The sequence below is a fragment of the Catenulispora pinisilvae genome (genome assembly GCF_015356865.1).
Lineage (GTDB): Bacteria > Actinomycetota > Actinomycetes > Streptomycetales > Catenulisporaceae > Catenulispora > Catenulispora pinisilvae.
Genome location: NZ_JAAFZA010000090.1, coordinates 1 through 20,552, shown reverse-complemented (window position 1 = coordinate 20,552; position 20,552 = coordinate 1). Strand labels below are relative to the sequence as shown.

The 20,552-nt window shown below is 69.7% G+C and carries 15 protein-coding genes; 9 read left to right on the top strand and 6 right to left on the bottom strand.

Features of this window, described 5'->3' with window-relative positions; translation table 11 throughout:
- Positions 1 to 46 precede the first annotated feature (46 nt).
- Both IZR01_RS23875 and IZR01_RS23870 read right to left on the bottom strand, forming a co-directional pair.
- Positions 47 to 517 carry a GNAT family N-acetyltransferase gene (locus IZR01_RS23875; protein WP_194925160.1) on the bottom strand — a complete coding sequence of 157 codons (471 nt, stop codon included), beginning with the start codon at positions 515 to 517 and terminating at the stop codon, positions 47 to 49.
- Positions 518 to 603: 86 nt separating this feature from the next.
- Positions 604 to 1,482: a hypothetical protein gene (locus IZR01_RS23870; RefSeq protein WP_194925159.1), complete on the bottom strand. Its 879-nt coding sequence runs from the start codon at positions 1,480 to 1,482 to the stop codon at positions 604 to 606.
- 201 nt (positions 1,483 to 1,683) lie between these two features.
- Here IZR01_RS23870 and IZR01_RS23865 point away from each other — a divergent pair, with 201 nt between their 5' ends.
- The 7 genes from IZR01_RS23865 (at position 1,684) to fxsT (ending at position 12,444) form a co-directional block, all read left to right on the top strand.
- Entirely contained in the window at positions 1,684 to 3,546 is a 1,863-nt protein-coding gene (locus IZR01_RS23865; protein ID WP_194925158.1) for a RyR domain-containing protein, read from the top strand.
- A gap of 11 nt (positions 3,547 to 3,557) precedes the next feature.
- Positions 3,558 to 4,037, top strand: coding sequence for a hypothetical protein (locus IZR01_RS23860; RefSeq protein WP_194925157.1), 480 nt, complete (start codon positions 3,558 to 3,560; stop codon positions 4,035 to 4,037).
- Between the two features lie 183 nt (positions 4,038 to 4,220).
- Positions 4,221 to 4,361: a hypothetical protein gene (locus tag IZR01_RS23855; RefSeq protein WP_194892924.1), complete on the top strand. Its 141-nt coding sequence runs from the start codon at positions 4,221 to 4,223 to the stop codon at positions 4,359 to 4,361.
- Positions 4,358 to 6,643 carry an FxsB family cyclophane-forming radical SAM/SPASM peptide maturase gene (locus tag IZR01_RS53430; RefSeq protein WP_194925156.1) on the top strand — a complete coding sequence of 762 codons (2,286 nt, stop codon included), beginning with the start codon at positions 4,358 to 4,360 and terminating at the stop codon, positions 6,641 to 6,643. Before IZR01_RS23855 ends, IZR01_RS53430 begins: the two co-directional genes overlap by 4 nt.
- A 118-nt stretch (positions 6,644 to 6,761) precedes the next feature.
- Positions 6,762 to 7,370 (top strand): TIR domain-containing protein, encoded by a 609-nt coding sequence (locus IZR01_RS23845; protein WP_194892926.1) that lies wholly within the window; start codon positions 6,762 to 6,764, stop codon positions 7,368 to 7,370.
- Positions 7,367 to 8,572 carry an FxsC protein gene (fsxC, locus tag IZR01_RS23840; protein ID WP_194925155.1) on the top strand — a complete coding sequence of 402 codons (1,206 nt, stop codon included), beginning with the start codon at positions 7,367 to 7,369 and terminating at the stop codon, positions 8,570 to 8,572. The genes IZR01_RS23845 and fsxC overlap by 4 nt, the downstream gene beginning before the upstream one ends.
- Positions 8,569 to 12,444, top strand: coding sequence for an FxSxx-COOH system tetratricopeptide repeat protein (fxsT, locus tag IZR01_RS23835; protein ID WP_194925154.1), 3,876 nt, complete (start codon positions 8,569 to 8,571; stop codon positions 12,442 to 12,444). The genes fsxC and fxsT overlap by 4 nt, the downstream gene beginning before the upstream one ends.
- Here fxsT and IZR01_RS23830 read toward each other — a convergent pair.
- On the bottom strand, positions 12,432 to 13,424 hold the full coding sequence (locus tag IZR01_RS23830; RefSeq protein WP_194892929.1) for an alpha/beta fold hydrolase: 993 nt from the start codon (positions 13,422 to 13,424) through the stop codon (positions 12,432 to 12,434). The two genes, fxsT and IZR01_RS23830, sit on opposite strands and share 13 nt — an antisense overlap.
- 230 nt (positions 13,425 to 13,654) lie before the next feature.
- The gene (locus IZR01_RS23825; RefSeq protein WP_194925153.1) at positions 13,655 to 14,704 is read right to left on the bottom strand and encodes a LacI family DNA-binding transcriptional regulator; all 1,050 of its coding nucleotides are present in this window, start codon (positions 14,702 to 14,704) and stop codon (positions 13,655 to 13,657) included.
- Between the two features lie 182 nt (positions 14,705 to 14,886).
- Between IZR01_RS23825 and IZR01_RS23820 the strand changes: the two genes are divergently transcribed.
- Together IZR01_RS23820 and IZR01_RS23815 are read left to right on the top strand one after the other, a co-directional pair.
- On the top strand, positions 14,887 to 16,299 hold the full coding sequence (locus tag IZR01_RS23820) for a ricin-type beta-trefoil lectin domain protein (RefSeq protein ID WP_194925152.1): 1,413 nt from the start codon (positions 14,887 to 14,889) through the stop codon (positions 16,297 to 16,299).
- Positions 16,296 to 18,470, top strand: coding sequence for a pectate lyase-like domain-containing protein (locus tag IZR01_RS23815; protein WP_194925151.1), 2,175 nt, complete (start codon positions 16,296 to 16,298; stop codon positions 18,468 to 18,470). The genes IZR01_RS23820 and IZR01_RS23815 overlap by 4 nt, the downstream gene beginning before the upstream one ends.
- Positions 18,471 to 18,516: 46 nt before the next feature.
- Here the strand turns inward: IZR01_RS23815 and IZR01_RS23810 are convergent, their stop codons facing one another.
- A complete protein-coding gene (locus IZR01_RS23810; RefSeq protein ID WP_194925150.1) occupies positions 18,517 to 19,365 on the bottom strand; it encodes an SDR family NAD(P)-dependent oxidoreductase in 849 nt (282 codons plus the stop codon).
- Between the two features lie 255 nt (positions 19,366 to 19,620).
- The gene (locus tag IZR01_RS23805) at positions 19,621 to 20,391 is read right to left on the bottom strand and encodes a peptidylprolyl isomerase (RefSeq protein ID WP_194925149.1); all 771 of its coding nucleotides are present in this window, start codon (positions 20,389 to 20,391) and stop codon (positions 19,621 to 19,623) included.
- Between the last annotated feature and the right edge of the window lie 161 nt (positions 20,392 to 20,552).

The window sequence follows — 20,552 nt, the reverse complement described above, 5'->3', positions numbered from 1 at the left end:
ACTCCGGATTGCGAATACAAATGACCTAAAGCTGGCGACGCGGCCACTATGCGCTGTTCGGTGTCCAGCGAAGAGTCATGTCGGGCAGATTCTCCATGTTCCGGCGGCCGTCGTCGGTGTCGAGGACGGTGAAGCCGTGACGCTCGTAGAACGCACGGGCATCGGTGTTCTGCTCGAAGACGTGCAGGGACACGCCGTCAGGACTGTGCCGTCTGACCTCGTCGAGCAGTAGCGTGCCGATGCCTTGGCGGCGGATGTCCGGTCTCAGATAGAGGTGTTCAAGCACGTCACCCTCAAGGGCGGCATAGCCGAGGATCTCCGTATCGCGCACTGCCACCCACGTGCGGCAGGTCTTGAACAGGACGTCCTCGACCCACCGGGTGACCTGGTCGTGGCTGCGCTTCTGCGGGGGCAGGTACGGCATCGACGCCATCCGAGAGGCCATGTGAATGCGTGCGATCACCGCCGCGTCCGCCGCGTCGGCGAGCCGGATCTCTGTCATGCCAACAACGCCCATAGCCGGGGAACCTACAAGGCCGGCCGAGACGCGGCCAACGGATAACCCGGTGAGCCATCCCGGTCACAGCGCTAGACGCAACGGTCTCACACCCGCGAAGCCTGGTACCCCCGGAACAGCAGGTGGGTGTCGATGATGTCCGAGCCGGCGCTCTCGACCGAGCGGTAGATGCCCCACTTGGGGCGGATGTAGTCGCCCTGGTCGGGGAGGATCACGCCGTGGCGGGTGCCGTCGGCGACGGTTTTGCCGGTGCTGTCCAGGCAGACGAAGCGGGCGGTGCCGGATTGGCCGATGGTCAGGGTCCACTGGATGGTGATCCACTGGTTGCGCAGGGGTGCCAGGGGTGCGGAGGCGATGGTCGGGGAGCCGGAGTTGGCGTAGGCGCGGGCGCGGAGGGTTTCGGAGGTGGCGCTCTCGCGGGTCAGGTCGAGGGTGACGAAGGGGCCTGCGTTGGTGGACGGGACCTTGGTCTGGAAGATGTGGGTGAATCGGCTGGTGCCGTGCAGGGTGTCGGGCATGAACATCTGGTAGGTGATGTTCCAGGTCTGGCCGTTGGTCATCTTCACCGGGTTGCCGCCCGCGACCATGCCCCTGGACTCGGTGCGCTGGCGGTCGCCGCCGCCGGTGGTGTCGCGGTCGTCCTTCCAGATGTTGAAGCGGTAGTGGTCGCCGCCCTCGACGATGATGTAGTCGCCGTGGCGGCCGGGGAACAGGTTGCCGCGGTCGAATTCGAGGCCTTCGAAGGCTTTCAGCCCGTCGGTGGCGGGGTTGGGGTGCCAGACCGGGGTGGCCGCCGGGGTCGCCAGGGTCCTCGGGGTCGCGAGGGTCCCCGAAGTTGGGAAGGTCCCCGGGGTCGCGGCCGAGGCCTGCTCGCTGAGGGCGAGCGGCACGCCCACGGCCGCGGCGGCCAGGGAGCCCAGCACGGCGCGGCGAGCGGGACGGCGGGGGTCGGAAGGCTGGGACATGAGTGTTCATCTCCTGAAAATGTGTTGCCCGCGCGTGGAAACATCCGATGACCGGCATTGTGGTTAAGATGCTTAACTCCGTCAAGGGTGGGAGCGCGGTAGGAGCGCGGCAGTGCCCTGCGATTCGCATACCGGGAGTTTCGTGATGCCTGACGGCTGACCGGCTCGGCGTCGCGACGTATTCTCACAGGGGAGGGGCCCATGACGGCACGGCACAATGGATCAGCCACACCCCGGTTCGCCTCGGTGGTGCGCGTCTTCTTCATCACCGTGGGTGTCGTCAGCCTGGTGCTCGGCTATCTGGGCCTTGACCGGTACCTCGGCCTTCCCGGACAGCACTACAGCCACGCCCCCAGCGACCTCATCTACTTCGATCTCGAGCTGTTCCTGATCCAATCCACTCCCCTGGCCATGGGCGGCCCGTTTCCGTGGCAACTGTCGGTGGCTCGGTTCAGCGCGCCGAGCGTCGCGCTCTACGCCATCGCGGAGATCGTGGTCGCGGTCTCGGCAAGGCGGGTACGCCGCGCCTGGCTCCGGCGCTCCCGCAACCACGCCGTCGTCTTCGGCACGACCCGCATCGCCTCGGTGGTGGTCGAAAAGCTGCGGGCGCAAGGCAAACGGGTCCTGGTGGTGCGACCGGACACCGCCGCCGGCACGGTCGGGTTCGACAACGTCCTGGACGACCGCTGGACCGTCGTCGGCGTCCCGGCCTCGCAGCGGACGCTGACGGATGCCGGCGTCCGGCGGGCGTCGGCGGTCTACGCGTGCCTGGACCGCATCGAGGACAACTCCGAGGTCGCCTACGCGATCGAGGCGTGGCGGCGCGGCCAGCGGTTCCCGGAGCGGGTCTACGCCTCGATCGACGACCTCGACCTGTGCACCGCGCTGAAGGCCCGCCGCTGGTCGATGGCCGGGGCGGGCCGCTCCCACGTCGACTTCTTCAACCGCGACGAACTCGCCGCGCAGACCGTCGTGCGCCGGGACCGGACCGCCCTGGACGGGCCCGCGCCGCACATGGCGATCTCCGGCACCGGCGCCTTCGCCCGGTCGGTGCTCGTCGAACTCGGTCGGCAGCGGCTCAGCCGCACGGACCAGAACGACGCCCCGATCACCATCGTGCTGGTCGGTGCGGACGCCGACACCGTCGGCGCGCGGCTGCGGGAGCAGTACCCGTTCCTGGGCGACGTGTGCGTCATCGAGCCCTGGCTCACCTCGCTCTCCCAGCTGTTCGACGAGCGCCGGCAGGCCCGCGCGCCGCGCCTGCGCCGGCTGTATCTGTGCCAGAGCGACGAGCGCGACGCCCTGGCCGACGCCCTGACCTGCGGCTCCTATCTGAGCGCGATGGACGGCGTGGTGGTCCGGCTGGACCGGATGTCGCAGATGGCTGACATGTTCCACGGCGGCGGCCGCCCCGGCACCCTGTTCGACGCCCTCGACGGCCGGCTGGAACTGGTCGACGTCACCGAGGTCGGCTGCGATCCGGACCGCATCGGCGACGACCTGGCCGACAGCCTGGCCCGGTCCATCCATCGCAGGTATCTGACCGACCAGCTGAGCGCCGGCCGGTCCTGGCACTCGACCGAGTCCATGATCGGCTGGGACGAGCTCCCGCCGGATCTGCAACGCGGGAACCGGGAGCAGGCCGAGGACGTGGGCCGCAAACTGGCCTCGATCCGCTGTCTGCTGACCCCGCTGCGCCAGAGCGTCGAGCCGTTCGTCTTCCGGCCCGCCGAGATCGAGACCCTGGCCGAGGCCGAGCACGCCCGCTGGGCCGCCGAGCGCCGCCGCAACGGCTGGCGGTACGGTCTGCGCCGCGACGACGCGCGCCGCGTGCACCCCGGGCTGGTGCCGTGGCCGGTGCTGCCCGAGGACCAGCGACAGAAGGACCGGTCGTTCATCAGGGCCCTGCCGGCTTTGCTGAGCGACATGGGGCTGGCGGTCGTGCGGGTGCAGGAGCGCCACGACGGGCCCGGCCGACCGGCGCCGCCGCTGCACGCACAGAAGTCGGCCGACACCCCGAGCGCCCATGCGGCAGTCCCCATCCTGGGAGTGGATCTGTGGTGAGGTCCAGGATCATGTATCGCATCGGAATCACCGGCCACCGCACCTTCGACGCACCGACGTCCGAGCTGATCGGCGTGGCCCTGCGGCGGATCGTCGAGGCCTATCAGCCTCATGATTTGGTCGGGGTGTCGAGTCTGGCCGAGGGGGCCGACACGATGTTCGCCCAAGCCGTCGCCGACCAGGGCGGCCGGCTGGAAGTGGTCGTCCCGGCGGCCCGCTATCGCGAGTCCCTGGCGGCGTCGCACCGCCGCACCTACGACGATCTGCTGGCGCGCGCCGCGGCCGTGCACCGCCTGGCGTTCATCGAGTCCGACGGCCCCGCCTACCTGGCCGCGGGGGTGCGGATGCTGAAGATGATCGACAGGCTGGTCGCGGTCTGGGACGGGTTGCCGGCCCGGGGATCGGGCGGGACCGCGGAGGTCGTCAGCGGCGCCTGGGAGCGCGGTCTGCCGGTCGACGTGGTGTGGCCGGCGGGCGCCCGGCGGGTGTGATCGCCCCGGGCGAGTCCAGTGCAAGTCCAGTGCAAGTCCGGTGCCAGCCCGGTGCCAGTCCGATGCCAGCGGTGCCAGTCCGGTGCGAGCCCCGCACCTGCGTCTTGTCGCCCCTGGGATGCGGTGCAATGCTGAACTACGAGAAATGCTCGCCATTCGCTCGTATCGGACAGGGAGAGGGCAATGGGCTTCGAGGGGGAACTCCTGGTTTCCAACATCCCGGCGGTGGACGACGTGCCGCTGGCCGTGCTGGCCGGCGACGACGACCTGGCGGTGGCCGACGAAACCGACGTCCCGGTGGCCGAGTTCCAGTCGTCGGTGTGAGTTCGCGGTCGGCGAGCGCGCCGGGGACGGTCGGCGTCGTGTTCCGACAGTTCGTCATCAAGATCGCCGGACGCTGTGATCTCGCCTGCGATCACTGCTACGTCTTCGAACACGCCGACCAGTCCTGGCGCGGCCGCCCCAATCTCATGCCGCCGGAGATCATGACGGCGGTGGCCGCTCGGATCGCCGAACACGCGAGGGCGCACGCGCTGTCCGGCGTGACCGTGATCCTGCACGGCGGGGAGCCGCTGCTGGCCGGGGTGGACCGTATCAGGTTCCTTATCAGGGCACTGCGGGCCGCGCTACCGCCGGGCTGCTCGGCCGACTTCCGCATCCAGACCAACGGACTTCAGCTCGACGACGCCTTCTGCGAGCTGTTCCTCCAGGAGGGCGTGGGCGTCGGGATCTCCATCGACGGCGGCCAGGGCGCGAACGACCGGCACCGCCGGCACGCGGACGGCCGCACCAGCTACCCGGAGCTCGTCCGGGCGATCCGGCTGATCGGGTCGCAGCGGTACCGGCCGGTCTTCAACGGGCTGCTGTGCACGATCGATGTCGAGAACGATCCGGTCGAGGTGTTCGACGCGCTGTCCGCCTTCGCCCCGCCGCGCGTGGAGTTCCTGCTGCCGCACGCCACGTGGGTGAATCCGCCGCCCGGAGCGGTCGCCGGCGAACCCCGCTACGCGCAGTGGCTGCTGGCCGTCCATCGGCGGTGGGCCGAACGCGGGCGCCCGATGGACGTCCGGCTCTTCCACTCGGTCGCCGACCTGATCGCCGGGCGGACCAGCCGCACCGAGGCCATCGGGCTGGGGCCGACGGACGTCGTGGTCGTGGAGACCGACGGCGAGATCGAACAAGAGGACTCGCTCAAGACCGCCTACGACGGGGCGCCGGCGACCGGTTTCCACGTCAGCCGCAACAGTTTCGACGAGGCGGGCTCGCACCCGGGTTTCGACGGACGGACCGTGAACGTGGCCGCGCCGAGCCCGGTCTGCGAACGCTGTCCCGTCGTGCGGATCTGCGGCGGCGGGTTGTACGCGCACCGCTACGACGGATCCGGATTCGCCAACCCGTCCGTCTACTGTCGGGACCTCTATACGTTCATCACCAGTCTGGCCAGCGAGCGCCACCGGGCCCCGAAGATCACCAGGCACCGGATGGGCGCCGCCGACTTCGCCGCCCTGGGCCGTGGTCAGGGCTCTGAGGAAGCGGTCGCCGCGTTGCGGACGGCACAGCTGAGCAAGGCCCGCGTCAAACTCGGCCAGCTGTCCAAGCCGCTGCGGGCCGAGCACAGCTGGGCCCTGGTCCAGGAATTCGACACGCGCGACCGCGGCGTGGTCAACCGGGTCCTGGCCGATCCGTTCCTGATGCCGGCCGAGGGCCGGGACGCGCTGGGGCCGGCCGGGACGCTGGCCAGGATCGCCCTGAGCTGCGCGGTGCTGAGTTCGACGCCGGTGGAGCTCGACCTGGTCGCGGCCCAGGACCGGCTCGCGCTTCCGGCCGTGGGCACGCTCGCCACGGCTGCGGGGCCATGCCACGTCGCGGTCGACGAGAAGGCGGCGATCACCGTGAACGGCCTGAGCGTCGAGCCGATCCGCCACGAGGCCCGCATCGGTCCGATCACCGTGCGGCTGGAGGACCACGACCCGGCCCGGAACCGGTTCGGGCATCCCGTGGCCGGGCCGTTGTCCGCCGCCGAGCTCTTCGCATGGCGGGACGACCTCGACGCGGCCGCCGGAGTGCTCGCCGAGCGGCACCCCGAGGTGCTGGCCGAGATGGCCGAGGGCCTGACGACCGTCGTCCCGCTGAAGCCGCACCCCGGGCGCCACCGGAGCGCGACGGCGCGCAACGCGTTCGGCGCGCTGGGCGTGGCACTGCCCGGTCCGGCCGGCGACCCGGCCTGCGAAGCGGACGGCGAAGCCCTCACCTGCCTGCTGCTGCACGAGTTCCAGCATCTGAAGCTCGGCGCCGTCCTGGACATGTTCGACTTGCATGACAAGTCCGACGCGGGCAGCTACCCCGTCGGCTGGCGCCGGGATCTGCGCTCGCTGGAAGCCGTGCTCCAGGGTGCGTACGCGCACATGGCAGTCGTCGAGTATTGGCGCAGGCGCGCTCTGGCCACGCGCCGTTCCGGCAGCCAGGAGGAGTACGCGCGGCGCTCGACGCAAGTCGCCGGACACGTCCGGGCGGCCCTGGCCCAGATCACTGTCAGCCCGGCACTGACCCCGCTGGGCCGGCGATGGGTCGCCGATATGGCCGCCGGAGCCGCGCGATGGCGCTGAAACGTCGTCCGCCACGACGTCGTGCCAGCCTGCGAGCGCGAATCCGTGCTGGCATCGCAGACTTCGGATACGCTCGCAGGCGACGGCACCTTGCCACCGGCATCGAGGAGCGCGCGCCGTGCCAGCCCGTCCGAATCCGCCGTACCCGGTCTTCTTCAGCTATGCCCATATCGCCGGCGGCGACTTCGACGAGAATCCGAACCGCGCGTTCCACACGTTCTTCGACGACATCGGCAAGATGCTCTATCACCTGACGACTTTCGGCACCGATGTGGCCTTCGCCGATACCTCGATGCGGGCCGGTGACTCCTTCCAGAAAGTCCTGTTCGAACGGCTGGCGCAGTTCCGGGTCTTCGTGCCGCTGCTGTCCCTGCGCTATTTCGAGAGCGAGTGGTGCGGCCGCGAATGGGCCGCGTTCGAGAAGCGCTGCAAGGAACTGGGCCCGGCGTCGTATCCGCCCATCGTGCCGATCCTGTGGAACGGCCTGGAGGACCTGAGCCTTCCGGAGTGGTTCACCGAGCGGCATCTGTTCGACGACTCGACCCAGGACAGCCTGTACCGGGAGCACGGGTTCTTCGGCTTACAGGTCCTTTACCGCGACGACTACCACGCCATGGTGTACGACCTGGCGCGCCGGATCGGTCAGGTGTCGAAATCCGCCGACCTGCCCGACGGCGACCCCGAGCAGCTTCGCATCCTGCCCCCGCGGTTCGGAGGTTCCCCATGACGGACGACCCGGCTAAGCCGTCGGGCGGCGGCCCGGTCTTCTTCCTCAGCTACGCGCGGCCGAGCGTGTCCGAGCGCGTGCAAGGCGATCCCGACCGCGACTTCGCGGCGTTCTACTACGACCTGTGCGCCGCGCTCACGCGGTTCGCGCCGTTGGACCGCCTGCACAGCCTCGGCGCCGTCAGCGGGGAATGGAACGGCCCCGGCGGTTCCAGGGCGACGGACCCGGCGAAGGACATCGCCGAATGCGACGTCTTCGTGCCTCTGCACCAGGAGCGGTACTTCCAGAACGAGCAGTGCGGCCGGGAACTGGCGGCCTTCGAGGCGCGGGTCCGGCTGGCCGGGACGCCGCGCGCCGACGCGATCCTGCCGGTGCTGTGGGCGCCGGTCCCGCCGCAGTGGGCCGCCGCGCAGCCCGCGCCGTATCGGACCGGGCAGGCCGACGTCGACGACGAGTACCTGAACAAGGGCCTGTTCTGGTTGCAGGGCGCGTATCCGGCCCGGTATCGGCAGGTCGTGGAGGGCCTGGCGCGGCGGGTCACGGAGATCGCCGCCGGCCGCACGGTCGGCCGGGTGGCGGCGGCCGATCTTGCGCACGTGCAGAGTTCGCTGCGGCAGGCCGACCGGCAGCCGTTGGTGGTCGTCCTGCTGGCACCGACCCGGCACCGGCCGCGGGAAGCCACCGACCGGCAGTTCGGGCCGGCGATCACCGACTGGGCCCCGTTCTCGGGCGAGACTTCCCAGCCGCTGGCCGACATCCTGGTGGAACTGGCTCGGCACAAGGGCTGGGAGCCGCGGGTGGTGCCGTTCAGCACCGAGGACGAGCGGCTGTTCGGCGACTCCGAACCGGACTCCCAGGTGGTCCTGGTCGTCAATCCGCTGGTGGTGGACGACGACACCTGGCGGGCGGCGCTCCGGCGCTTCGACCGGATCGACAAGCCGTGGATCGGCGTCGTCGTCGCCTGGGATCCGACCGGGGTGCCGGATGGGGAACTGCACCGGCTGCGTGCCGAACTACAGCGCGTCCTGGACCGGAAGTTCGCCCGCCGCAGCCCCTCGCTGCGGATCAACGCCCCGATCGCCACCTCGTTGCAGAGCTTCGACCTGGCTTTGGACGCCACCGCCAACCACACCCGGATACAGCTGGCGAACCACCTGCTCAGCCCTGCCAGCGACCCCGCCGAGGAAGAGAACCACACATGACCGACCAGTCTGGCGAGATCATCACCTTCTACTCGTACAAAGGCGGCTGCGGACGGACGATGGCCCTGGCCAACGCCGCCTGGATCCTGGCCGCCAACGGGAAACGGGTCCTGACCGTCGACTGGGATCTGGAGGCGCCCGGCCTGGACAAGTTCTACCGGCCGTTCATCGACCAGGCCGCGCTCAGCGAGCACCTGGGGGTCAGCTTCCTGATCACCAACTACGAGTCCGCGATCCAGGACGCGGCCAGCCGCGGCGACCAGCCGCGCGGCGCCCGGCGCCCCGCGCCCAGCGTCATCGCCGGCCGGTTCACCCAGCTGGCCGAGCACGTCATCCCGGTCCGCTGGGAGTTCCCCTCGGGCGGCCGGCTGGACTTCCTGCCGGCCGGCGCCAGCAACCGGGAGTACGGCACCGGGATGTCCGGCTTCGAGTGGGACAAGTTCATGCAGGATTTCCATGGCGATGAGTTCATCGAGGCGCTGCGCTCGGCGATGCGGCGGGACTACGACTACACCCTGATCGACAGCCGCACCGGGATGAACGACGTCGGCGACCTGTGCACGGCGCTGCTGCCGGACACCCTGGTGATCGGCTTCGCGCTGAGCGACCAGAGCCTGGAGGGCGCCTCCGACGTGGCCCAGCGGGTCACCGGCTACGACGTCGAGTCGACCATAAGGATCCTGCCGGTCCCGATGCGGATCGAGGACGCCGAGACCGACAAGAAGGACGCCGGTCTGGCCAAGGCGCAGGCGCTGTTCCAGCGCTACGTCACCGGCAAAGCCCCGCACGAGTACTGGGGCAAGGTGCAGATCCCCTACAAGACCTTCTACGCCTACGAGGAAGTCCTGGCCGGGTTCGGCGACCGCCCCGGACAGCCCGGGTCCCTGCTCGCCGCCTTCGAGCGGCTGACCGACGAGATCAGCGACGGCTCGGTGAGCGCGCTGCCGCCGCTGCCGGAGGAGGAACGCACCGACTTCCTGCGGACCAGGTTCACCCGGCGCAAGCCCGAGACGCCCGTGGAGATCCTGCTCAGTTACGTCTCCGAGGACCGGCCCTGGGCGGAGTGGATGACGACGGTCCTGGAGTACTCCGGGCTGCGCGTCCGGACCCAGCGCGAGGCCGAGTTCGCGGTCGCGCCGGACGCCTTGGGCCTGGCGGTGAAGTCGGCCAAGCGCATCATCGCCCTGGTCTCCGAGGCCTACCGCACCGCGCTGGAGCACGACGCGCTGTTGGGGGTACTCCAGCAACAGGACCCGGGCAAGATCCGCGGTCTGGTGGTGCCCTGCCGGGTGGACGCGACGACGGTCGAGCAGGCCTTCCCCACCCGGATGCTGGTCGAGCTGGACCAGTTGGACCAGGCCACGGCGTTGCGTCAGCTCAGCCAGATCCTGGACGTCACGTTGCGCGCGCCGGCCGGCCTGCGCTATCCCGGCGCGAAGCCGGAGATCTGGCTGGTGCCGGAGAAGAACCCGAACTTCACCGGGCGCACCAAGATCATCGATGAGCTGCGCGAACTGCTGCGCGCCGGGAACACCACGTCGTTGCGGGCGCTGCACGCCGCCGGCGGGTTCGGCAAGACCCAGATCGCCATCGAGTACGCCGACCGGTTCAAGTCCAGCTACGACATCGTGTGGTGGATCCGCAGCGAGGAGCCGAACCGCGCGGTGGAGGCGATGGCGCAACTCGGCGACCGGCTCGGGCTGCGGGCGGCGACCGACGTGGCGACCGTGGACCGGGTCAAGGACGCGCTGCGCCGGGGCGAGCCGTTCAAGCGGGCGCTGCTGATCTTCGACAACGTGCAGCACGCCGACACGATCGCGGGCCTGGTGCCGGTCGGCGGCTCGACCCACATCCTGATCACCACCCGGGACCGGGAGGTCGCGGCCGGCAGCACGGCGCCCCTGAACGTCGACACCTTCGCCCGCGAGGAGAGCATCGCGCTGCTGCACCGGCACGTGCCGGAGATGGAACGGCAGGAGGCGGACCACCTCGCCGAGACGCTGGGCGACGTGCCGATCGACATCGACGCGGCCGGCAAGTACATCCGCGAGACCGCGGTGTCGGTGGACGACTACCTGGCCCGGGTGCCGGTATCGGTCCGGGGTGCGGTGTGGCTCGCGGCGATCGAGCAGGTCGAGAGTGCCTCGCCGGCCGCGCTGCGGATGATGGAGCTGTTCGCGTTCTTCGGCGGCGAGCCGGTGGACCGCGCGATCCTCTACAGCGAGCAGTTCGCCAAGGTCCTCGCCGACTACGACCCGGCCCTGACCGTCGACCGGGCACTGCTCGGCGACTACGCCGCCGCGCTCAACCGGTTCGGGCTGCTGCGCATCGACCAGGTCCACGGATTCACGATGCACCGCGCGCTCCAGGAGTTCCTGCGGCCCCGGCTCGTCGAGCAGGGCGTGGCCGAGCGGGCCCGGCTTTCGGTGCAACAGATTCTGGCCCTGTCCCGACCTACGAGCGGGGACACCGACGACCCGGAGAACCGCCTGGCGTTCGCCCGGATCTGGCCGCACCTGGCCGCCTGCGAGGCCGAGACCAGCACCGAGGAGAACGTCCGGCAACTGCTGATGGACCAGGTGCGGCACCTGTCGCTGACCGGCCAGCTGACCGAGGCCGAGCAGATCGCCGGGAACCTGCTGACGCTGTGGATCGCGCAGTCCGGCGACAACGACCGGACCGTGCTGCGGCTGCGGTTCCTGCTGGCGAACGTGCTTCGGAACGTCGGCCGGGCCCAGGAGTCCTACGAGATCGACATGGACGTCGCCCGGCGGCAGGAGGACATCCTGCCGGAGAACCATCCCGAGCGACTCAACACCCTGGCCAGCGTCGGCGCCGACCTGCGCGCCGTGGGCCGCTTCGGGGACGCCCGGTACATCGACCAGATCTGCTACGACGTGACCCGCAAATCGTCCGAGCACGGCCGGGCGGCCCTGCGCGCCGCGCACAACTACGCCTTCTCACTGGCGGTGACCGGCGACTGCTACGCGGCGCGCGACCTGGACCGGCAGCTGTACAACGACGAGAAGCAGATCTTCGGCTACGAACACCCGTGGACCCTGAACACCGCCATCAACCTCGGCCGGGACCTGCGCGACTGCGGCGACTACGCGGGTTCCATCCGGCTCCTGGAAGCCGTCCTGCGGCGGTGCCGGGCCCGGCGGGGCGAGTACGACCCCTACACCCTGGAGTCCGCCAAGGGTCTGGCCGTGTCTCTGCGCAAGGCCGGCCGGCACGCGGAGGGCCTGGCCCAGACCAAGAACGTGGTGAAGGCGTTCGAGGCGGTGTTCGGCCCGAACGGGGCCGAGACCCTGTCCTGCAAGCTCAACTTCGCCTGCGACCTGTCCGCGACCGGCAGCCGGGACCTCGCCCTGGAAGCGGCGCGGGAGATGCGCGAGCAGTACGAGAAGCACTTGGGCGGCACGCATCCGCACACCCTCGCGAGCGCCAACAACGTCGCGATCTATCTGCGGACCACCGGCAAGCCCGAGGACTCCCGCGAGCTCGCCACGGCGACCTTCAACGGGCTCACGGACGTGCTCGGTCCGGAGCACCCGTTCACCCTCTACTGCGCCGTCAACCTCGCCAACTCGACAGCGGACTGCGACCTCCTCGACGAGGCCGCGACCCTGCTCGACACCACCTTGGGGCACCTGGAGGCCGTGCTCGGGCCCGATCACCCCAGCACGATCGTCACCGTGGCCAACCGCGCCGTGCTGACGCACCGCCTGGGTCTGGAATCCGAGGCGGAGGAGGCCAGGTACACGGCGCTGGAGCAGTTGAAGGCCGTCCTGGGCCCGGACCACGCGACCATCGAGTCGTTCCTGGAGTGGCGGCTGGCCAACCGTGATTTGGAGCCCTACCGCACCTGAGCCCCGGCCTTGACCATCCAGCCCAACAGATGCGGGAAGTACCGGACCGCACCGAAGTGCGCCTCTCCCGGATCCACGTCCAGCACCGCGTGCGGGATCCGGGAGGCGAGCCAGCGGGAGTGGCTGGGTGGTGAGTGCACATCGGTGCCGCCGTGCCAGACCAGGGTCGGGCAGCGGATGTCCGCGGGGTCGAAGCCCCACGGGGAGCAGAAGGCGACGTGGTCGTCGAACTGGCCGGCCAGGTAGGTCGGCACGGGCTCGGCCGGATCCAGGGCGAGTTCGGCCGGGTCCAGGGCGATGAGGTTGTCGGGGTTGGTCACCGCGTTGCGGAAGCCGGCCAGCAGCAGGCCCCTGATGCGGGTGTCGGAGACGATCCGGCGGTCGGCGACCGGCAGTTCGTCGAACAGCCGCTCGGCGATGAAGTCGGTGGCCAGCGCGCCGGTGTCGACGGCCAGGCTGAGCTTCATGGCCGGCATCAGGGCCGGGTTGTCCAGCGCGGCGCGGGTCAGTCGGTAGGCCGCCACGTTGGAGTCGATCATGCCGGCGTACCAGTCCAGGCCCGGGGCGTCGTACGGCGCGATGCTCACCAACGCGACGACCGAGCGCACCCGGTCGGGCAACAGCGCGCCGCACGCCAGCGCGTGCGGCCCGCCCCCGGACCGGCCGGACACCGAGAAGGTCGCAAGGCCCAACTCATCGGCGACCGCGAGCACGTCCTGGGCGACCGAGGCCACGTCGCGGCCGGCGCGGCGGTCGGACACGCCGTATCCGGGGCGGTCGATGGCGATCAGCCGCACCCGGCGGCGGGACAGCTCGAAGGGCCGCGGCAGCACGCCGATCCGGCTGCCCGGGGTGCCGTGCAGGAAGAAGATGGGATAACCGTTCCAGGGCCCTGATTCGGCGAACGCCACCCGTCCGCCGTCGGCCCTGGTGGCCACCCCGGACCGGTTGCCGGCGACGGACTCTGTGAGCTGGGTCATCGGACGCCTCTCAGCGCGGCGGTCGTCGGAGCGGATCCGCTCGACTTCATACGGTAACCGACTTCTGGAATGCGGTAATCCTGCCAGAGGATCGAAAGCTGACGCGACACCGGGGCGCACCGCACCGATGGGCCGTCTTAGTCATGGTTACGCCGAACGGCACCGGCCACAACCACCACAGGGCGCCCTCCTTTGAGCCGTTGACGCAGAGTCCTGTTTCGCGCTCCGCACTACCGGGGAGGGACCGGCCCGGTGCTCCCCCGCACAACGAGTTCGGTGGCCAGTTCGAGGTGCAGAGCGTCAAGGGCTTGTCGCTCCAGCAGCCGGGTCAGCATCGTCACCGCGATCCGTCCGAGCTCGTCAAGAGGTTGTCTGACGGTGGTGAGCATGGGGGCGGTGGCCTGGCTGATCTCGCTGTCGTCGAAGCCGGTCACCGAGAGGTCGGCGGGGATGCCCAGGCCGCGTTCGGCGGCGGCCTGGTAGACGCCGACCGCGACTTTGTCGTTGAAGCAGGCGATCGCGGTGGGTCTCTCGGAGAGGTCCAGAAGTTCACCGCCGGCCCGGACGCCGGTGTGGATCGCGGGTTCGCCGTAGCGGAGCAACCGCGGTTCGCCGAGCAGGCCGGCTTCGGAGAGCGCGGCGAGGTGGCCGGCCAGCCGGTCCGAGCCGGAGAGCCAGTCTTCGAACCCAGAGATAACCCCGATCCGGCGGTGGCCGAGATCCAGGAGGTGCCGGGTGACGGCGCGGGCGCCGGCGGTGTGGGCCGAGGCTATCGAGACCACGCCGCGGGGCACCGGGGTGCGGGGGTCCACGACGACTAAGGGGTAGCGACGGGTCTGGAGGAAGCGGAGGTCCTCGGCCGGCTCCGGCGGGAGGATCAGGATCGCCCCCGACGTCTCGCGGGCCGCCGGGAGTTCGCGGAGCACCGGTGCGTCCACCCGAGAATCGCCGACATCGAGCAGAACTCGGCGGCCGGTGGCGACCAGAGCCTCGGCGACCGCTGTGACCAGGGCCCCGAAGTAGTCGCTGAGTTTGTAGGGACAGCGCACCAGAACCGGCAACTCGATCTTCGGCTGCCGGGGGCGGGTCGCCGGCGCCCGGCCGCCCAGGCCGTCGATCGCCTCCTGCACCCGGCGGCGCGCGTCCTCGGACACCTGGCCTTGGGCGTTGATGACCCTGGACACGGTCGCTATCGACAAGCCTGTCTCCGCAGCGATCGCGCGGACGGTGATCCGTCCGCGGCCCGCCGCGCCCCGCGCCGAAACATCATCTTGTTCCATCGGGGCAGGATAGCCCTCCGGTCTCGGCAAAGCCCACGTAATCCCTCTTTATTCGAGTCTTGACGAAAGTCAGGCGCGGTGCTTCACTCCCCATCGACCACCAGTGTTACGGGGCTGTTTCTGTAACAACTCGGGTCGGTTCAGCTGCATGCCATCTCCACCCCCACAAAAGGAGCAGCACAGTGATCCCACCTCCCAAACGGCTCAGACCCCTGCGAGCCGCCCTCGCGGGAGCCTGCGTCCTGGGCACCGTCGCGACGGCGGCGGCGCTCAGCACTCCGGCGAACGCGGCCACCACGCACGCCTCCGCCACCCACCACGCCGCGGCCACCCACCACGCCGCAGCCGCCATCCCCGCCCACTTCGCCGCGCCCTATCTCCAGATCAACGACAGCGACGCCGGCGACATGGCCGCCGACATGAGCTCCTCCGGCGTGTCGCGGTACAGCTTGGCCTTCTTGACCTCGCAGTCCGGCTGCACCTTGCAGTGGGAGGACGGCGGCGACGGGGTCGGCGCCTTCACCTCGGAAATCAATTCCCTGAAAGCCGCCGGCGGGGACGTCATCCCCTCCTTCGGCGGGGCGGGAAGCACCGAGCTGGCGCAGTCGTGCACCGACGTGTCGTCGCTGACCGCGGCGTACAAAAACGTCGTCGACACCTACGGCCTCACCCGGCTCGACTTCGACATCGAGGGCGACGTGATCAACGACACCGCCTCGACCACCCGCCGCGACCAGGCGCTGGCCGCGCTCCAGCAGCAGGAGCCGGGGGTGCAGATCGACTTCACGCTCTCGGTCGACCCCGGCGGTCTGCCGCCGGAGGGCCTGAGCCTGTTGCAGGACGCGAAGAACCAGGGCGTGAACGTCAGCGTCGTCAACCTGATGACGATGGACTACGGCGACGGCCAGCCGGTCATCAACGACGCGCTGTCCTCCGCGCAGGGGGGCGCGAGTCAGCTGGCGAACCTGTACGGCATATCCACCGCGGCGGCGTACGCCAAGGAGGGCCTGACCCCGATCGCCGGCACCAACGACGACGGCTCCGTGTTCTCCCAGGGTGACGCCCAGACCCTGGAGAACTTCGCCAGCACCAACGGCGTCGCAGAGCTCTCCTTCTGGGAGGTCGACGCCTACGACAAGGGCGCCGGCTACGCCTACTCCCGGATCTTCAACGCCATCACCGGGACCAGCGGCGGCAATCCGCCCCCGCCGAACGGCTCCGGTCCGATCACCGGCTATCAGGGCCTGTGCCTGGACGACCGCGGCGCCTCGACGGCCAACCTCAACCCGGTCCAGGTCTACACCTGCAACGGGAGCAACGCGCAGAGCTGGACCGTCAACTCCTCCAACAACACCCTCCAGGACCTCGGCAAGTGCCTGGACATCAACAGCGCCGGCACCGCGAACGGCAGCACCGTCGACCTCTACGACTGCAACGGAACCGGCGCTCAGGTCTGGGTCCCGCAGTCCAACGGGGAGCTGCGGAACCCGGCGTCCGGGCGCTGCCTGGACGACACCGGCTTCGGCGGATCCGGAACCCAGGCCCAGATCTGGGACTGCGCCGGCTCCTCGAACCAGAAGTGGACGCTGCCATGAGAATCCGCATACCCACCGCCGGTCTCGGCGCGCTCGTGCTCACGGCGGGCCTGCTGACGATCGGCCAGGCGGCCACCGCCCCGAAGGCGCACGCCGCCGATCCGGTCGGCGCGGTCACCGGCTATCAGGGCCTGTGCCTGGACGACCGGGGCGCCTCGACCACCAATCTCAACCCGGTCCAGGTCTACACCTGCAACGGCTCCAACGCGCAGAGCTGGACCGTGGACAGCGCGAGCAACACATTGCAGGACCTCGGCAAGTGCTTGGACATCAACAGCGCCGGCACCGCCAACGGGACCACTGTCGACCTGTATGACTGCAACGGATCCGGCGCTCAGGTCTGGGTCCCGCAGTCCAACGGGGAGCTGCTGAACCCGGAGTCCGGCCGTTGTCTGGACGACACCGGCTTCGGCGGGTCCGGAACCCAGGCCCAGATCTGGGACTGCGCCGACTCCTCGAACCAGCAGTGGACGCTTCCCACCGGCGGTGGTGGCGGCGGGGGCATCCCGCACCCGGACTTCGGTCCGAACGTCACCATCTTCGACCCGTCGATGCCGACCTCGACCATCCAGGCGGACATCAACAACGTCTACAACCAGCAGGTGGGCAACGAGTTCGGCACGCAGCGCAACGCGATGCTGTTCGCGCCGGGCTCGTACAACGTCGACATCCCGGTCGGCTACAACACCGAGGTCGCAGGGCTCGGACTGTCTCCGGACGCCGTCAACATCACCGGCGGCACGGTGCACGTGGCCGGGCACACCGCCGACGGCAACGCCACCCAGAACTTCTGGCGCGACGCCGAGAACATGGAGGTCAGCCCGCCCTCGGGCAGCACGATGTGGGCGGTCTCCCAGGCCGACCCGTTCCGGCGGATGGACGTCAACGGCGGCATGCTGCTGTACGACAACACCCACGGCAGCGGCGGCAACTGGTCCAGCGGCGGCTACATCGGCGACTCGCGGATCAGCGGGCAGATCGACTCCGGCACCCAGCAGCAGTTCCTGACCCAGGACACCGCGATGAACGGGGGCTGGACCGGCTCGAACTGGAACATGGTCTTCGTCGGCGACACCAACGCGCCGTCCAACTCGTTCCCGAACCCGCCGGACACCACGGTCTCGCAGAGCCCGACGGTGCGGGAGAAGCCATTCATCTACGTCGACTCCAGCGGCACCTGGCAGGTGTTCGTCCCCGCGCTCCGGACGAACGCGCAGGGCCCGGACTGGACCAACGGCACGCCGGCCGGCACGTCCGTCCCGGTCAGCCAGTTCTACATCGTCAAGCCGGGCGACACCTCGGACACGATCAACGCCGCGCTGTCGGCCGGCAAGAGCCTGATCGTCACCCCGGGCGTCTACCACCTGGCCTCGGCGCTGAACATCACCAGCCCGAACACCGTGGTGCTGGGCCTGGGCATGGCCACGCTGGTGCCGGACAACGGCAACGCCGCGATCACCACGGCCGACGCCGACGGGATCGACATCGCCGGACTGCTGATCAGCGCCAACTCCACCAATTCGGCGGTGCTAATGCGGATCGGCGCGAGCAAGACCGGGGTCAGCCACGCCTCGGACCCGACCGAGTTGCAGGACGTGTTCTTCCGCATCGGCGGCGACCAGCAGGCGCAGGCCACCCAGGCGCTGGTGGTGAACAGCGACAACGTGATCGGCGACGACCTGTGGCTGTGGCGCGCCGACCATACGAACGGAGTCGGCTGGACCGTCAACCCGGCGAACAACGGGCTGGTGGTCAACGGCGACAACGTCACGATGTACGGACTCGCGGTCGAGCACTTCGAGCAGTACCAGACCGAGTGGTTCGGCAACGGCGGGCGGACGTACTTCTATCAGAGCGAGTGTCCGTATGACGTGCCGGACCAAGGGAGTTGGTCGCCGCCGAACGGGGCCGAGGGGTACGCGTCGTACCTGGTCGAGCCTTCGGTGACCTCGCACGAGGCGTGGGGCCTGGGGATCTACGCGTACTTCCGGGACAACCCCTCGGTGGGGCTGGACCACGCGATCGAGACGCCGAACACGTCGGGGGTCAAGTTCCACGACATGGTCACGACGGTGCTCGGCGGGGACGGGACGATCAACCATCAGGTCAATGAGACCGGCGGGCAGGTGACGCCCAGCAACAACGTCAGCTACTTGGTGAACTATCCGTAAAGAGCTATGAAGGTGGCCGACCGCGACAAGCGGTCGGCCTCTTCGCTCACCGGGCCGCGTAGCCGCCGTCCACCAGGTGATAGCTGCCGGTGATGAACGAGGCGCGGTCGGAGAGCAGGAACGCGACCAGTTCGGCGACCTCGTCGGCTTGTCCCAACCGCCCCACGGGATGCAGGGACACCAGGAACTCGTGGGCGTCCGCGTCTGTATTGGACAGCAGCGGGGTCTCGATGAAGCCGGGGCCGACGGAGTTCACCCGAATGCCACTGTCGGCGTACTCCAGCGCCGCGGTCTTGGTCAGGCCGACGACACCGTGCTTGGCGGCGCTGTAGGCCGGGGCGCCGGCGAAGCCGTTGGTGCCGAGGATGGAGGCCATGTTGACGATGCTGCCGCCACCCGCGGCGAGCATCGCGGGGATCTCGTACCGCATCGAGTAGAAGACGCCGTCGAGGTTGGTGGCGATGACCCGGCGCCAGTCCTCGATCGGGTAGTCACCGGTGGGGGCGTTGGGGCCGGCGATACCCGCGTTGTTGACCGCCAGGCGCAACGGTCCCAGCCCGGCCACCGCGGCGGCCACCGCGGACTCCACGGAGGCCGGATCGGTCACGTCGAGCCGCACGGCCAGCGCCGGGACACCGGTCTCGGCCAACTCGGTCGCGGCCCGCTGGGCGCCGTCCAGGTCATGGTCGGCCAGCGCGACCGCCGCACCGCCAGCCGCCAGCCGCCGGGCGGTGGCCAGCCCGATGCCGGAGGCGGCGCCGGTGACCAGCACGGTCTGGTCGGCGAACTCGATGCCCGCCGGCTCCAGGTCGATGGTCGCGATGGCCGCCGCCGTGTCGTCTCCGGCGGCGGGCTCGATGGTCGAGGCCTCGCCGTTGGTCAGATCACGATCCATGAGTTGATGCTGCGGGGCGGGCGGGGAGATGGCAACAGGAACGGTGATGGGTGGCGGGGTTGAGGCACGGCGCTGAGTGGCGGCGCTGAGGCACGGCGGTGAGGCACGGCGCTGAGGCACGGCGATGGCAGCCCGAACTCGGCCTATGCGCACGAGCGGGCCGGTCGGCAACCCGCGCCGACCGGCCCGCTTTCGGACCACGCCCGGTGTTCTACCGGTGTTCTAGCGTTCTACTACCGGTCTACTGCCGGTGTGCTACCGGTCCGTGAGGATCCGCACGTGGTGGAACTGCACGAAGTCGTTCGGGTAGCCGTCACCGGCCGCGTTCTGGTCGTCCTCGCCGGCGGCGGCGATCTTCTGCAGGACGTCCATACCGCTGGTGACCACGCCGAAGGGGGTGTAGTTCGGCTGGAGCTTGGTGTCCTTCCAGGTGAAGAAGAACTGGCTGCCGTTGGTGTTCGGACCGGCGTTCGCCATCGCGACGGTGCCGGCCGGGTAGGTGGCGCCGGCCAGGTTCTCATCGTTGAAGGAGTAGCCGGGGCCGCCACTGCCGGTGCCGGTCGGGTCACCGCACTGAAGCACCCACAGGCGCTGGGTGGTGAGCCGGTGGCAGTGGGTGCCGTTGTAGTAGCCGTGCTCGATCAGGAAGCGGAAGGAGTTGGTGGTACACGGCGCAGCCGATGTCAGGGCCCTGACAGTAATGTCACCCTGAGGGGTGTGGAACACCACCGAGTATGGCTGCGCCGCCTTCTTCGCATCGAACTGCGGGATGCCCTTGAAGTCATCGGCGGGCACGGACGGCACATAGCCGCAGGGGTTGGCGGCGTCAGCGGCGGCGGCGTGCACAGCCGGCGCGGCAGCCGGCGCACCGGCATCCGCAGCCGCCACGGTGGCGTGCCCGGGACGCACCGGCGCGGCACCACCGGCGGCACCGGCCCCCGAAGCGGCGACGACGCCGACGCCGAGCAGCAGGGCGGCCGCTGCGGCAAAGCGGCCGGACCGGCTGGAAACCTGGGATACCCGCATATTTCCTCAACTCCCTGAGAGGTCGTTCAGAACGCATGGAGCATTTCTCAGACGCAGCTGTGCTGTAAACCCCTGATGAGCTAGATGGATCGGCGAATGGCTACTGATTGGGTCGAAGCGGACTTCGGATTCTGGCGGGTTGGGGGTGCGCGGGGGTGCGG

Bases quoted from the DNA above. Each gene is read 5' to 3' on its own strand.
- IZR01_RS23815 (WP_194925151.1), top strand. From the start codon at position 16,296: ATGAGAATCCGCATACCCACCGCCGGTCTCGGCGCGCTCGTGCTCACG.
- IZR01_RS23875 (WP_194925160.1), bottom strand. From the start codon at position 517: ATGGGCGTTGTTGGCATGACAGAGATCCGGCTCGCCGACGCGGCGGAC.
- fsxC (WP_194925155.1), top strand. From the start codon at position 7,367: ATGACGGACGACCCGGCTAAGCCGTCGGGCGGCGGCCCGGTCTTCTTC.
- IZR01_RS23805 (WP_194925149.1), bottom strand. From the start codon at position 20,391: ATGCGGGTATCCCAGGTTTCCAGCCGGTCCGGCCGCTTTGCCGCAGCG.
- IZR01_RS23810 (WP_194925150.1), bottom strand. From the start codon at position 19,365: ATGGATCGTGATCTGACCAACGGCGAGGCCTCGACCATCGAGCCCGCC.
- IZR01_RS23825 (WP_194925153.1), bottom strand. From the start codon at position 14,704: ATGGAACAAGATGATGTTTCGGCGCGGGGCGCGGCGGGCCGCGGACGG.
- IZR01_RS23830 (WP_194892929.1), bottom strand. From the start codon at position 13,424: ATGACCCAGCTCACAGAGTCCGTCGCCGGCAACCGGTCCGGGGTGGCC.
- fxsT (WP_194925154.1), top strand. From the start codon at position 8,569: ATGACCGACCAGTCTGGCGAGATCATCACCTTCTACTCGTACAAAGGC.
- IZR01_RS23855 (WP_194892924.1), top strand. From the start codon at position 4,221: ATGGGCTTCGAGGGGGAACTCCTGGTTTCCAACATCCCGGCGGTGGAC.
- IZR01_RS23860 (WP_194925157.1), top strand. From the start codon at position 3,558: ATGTATCGCATCGGAATCACCGGCCACCGCACCTTCGACGCACCGACG.
- IZR01_RS23865 (WP_194925158.1), top strand. From the start codon at position 1,684: ATGACGGCACGGCACAATGGATCAGCCACACCCCGGTTCGCCTCGGTG.
- IZR01_RS23870 (WP_194925159.1), bottom strand. From the start codon at position 1,482: ATGTCCCAGCCTTCCGACCCCCGCCGTCCCGCTCGCCGCGCCGTGCTG.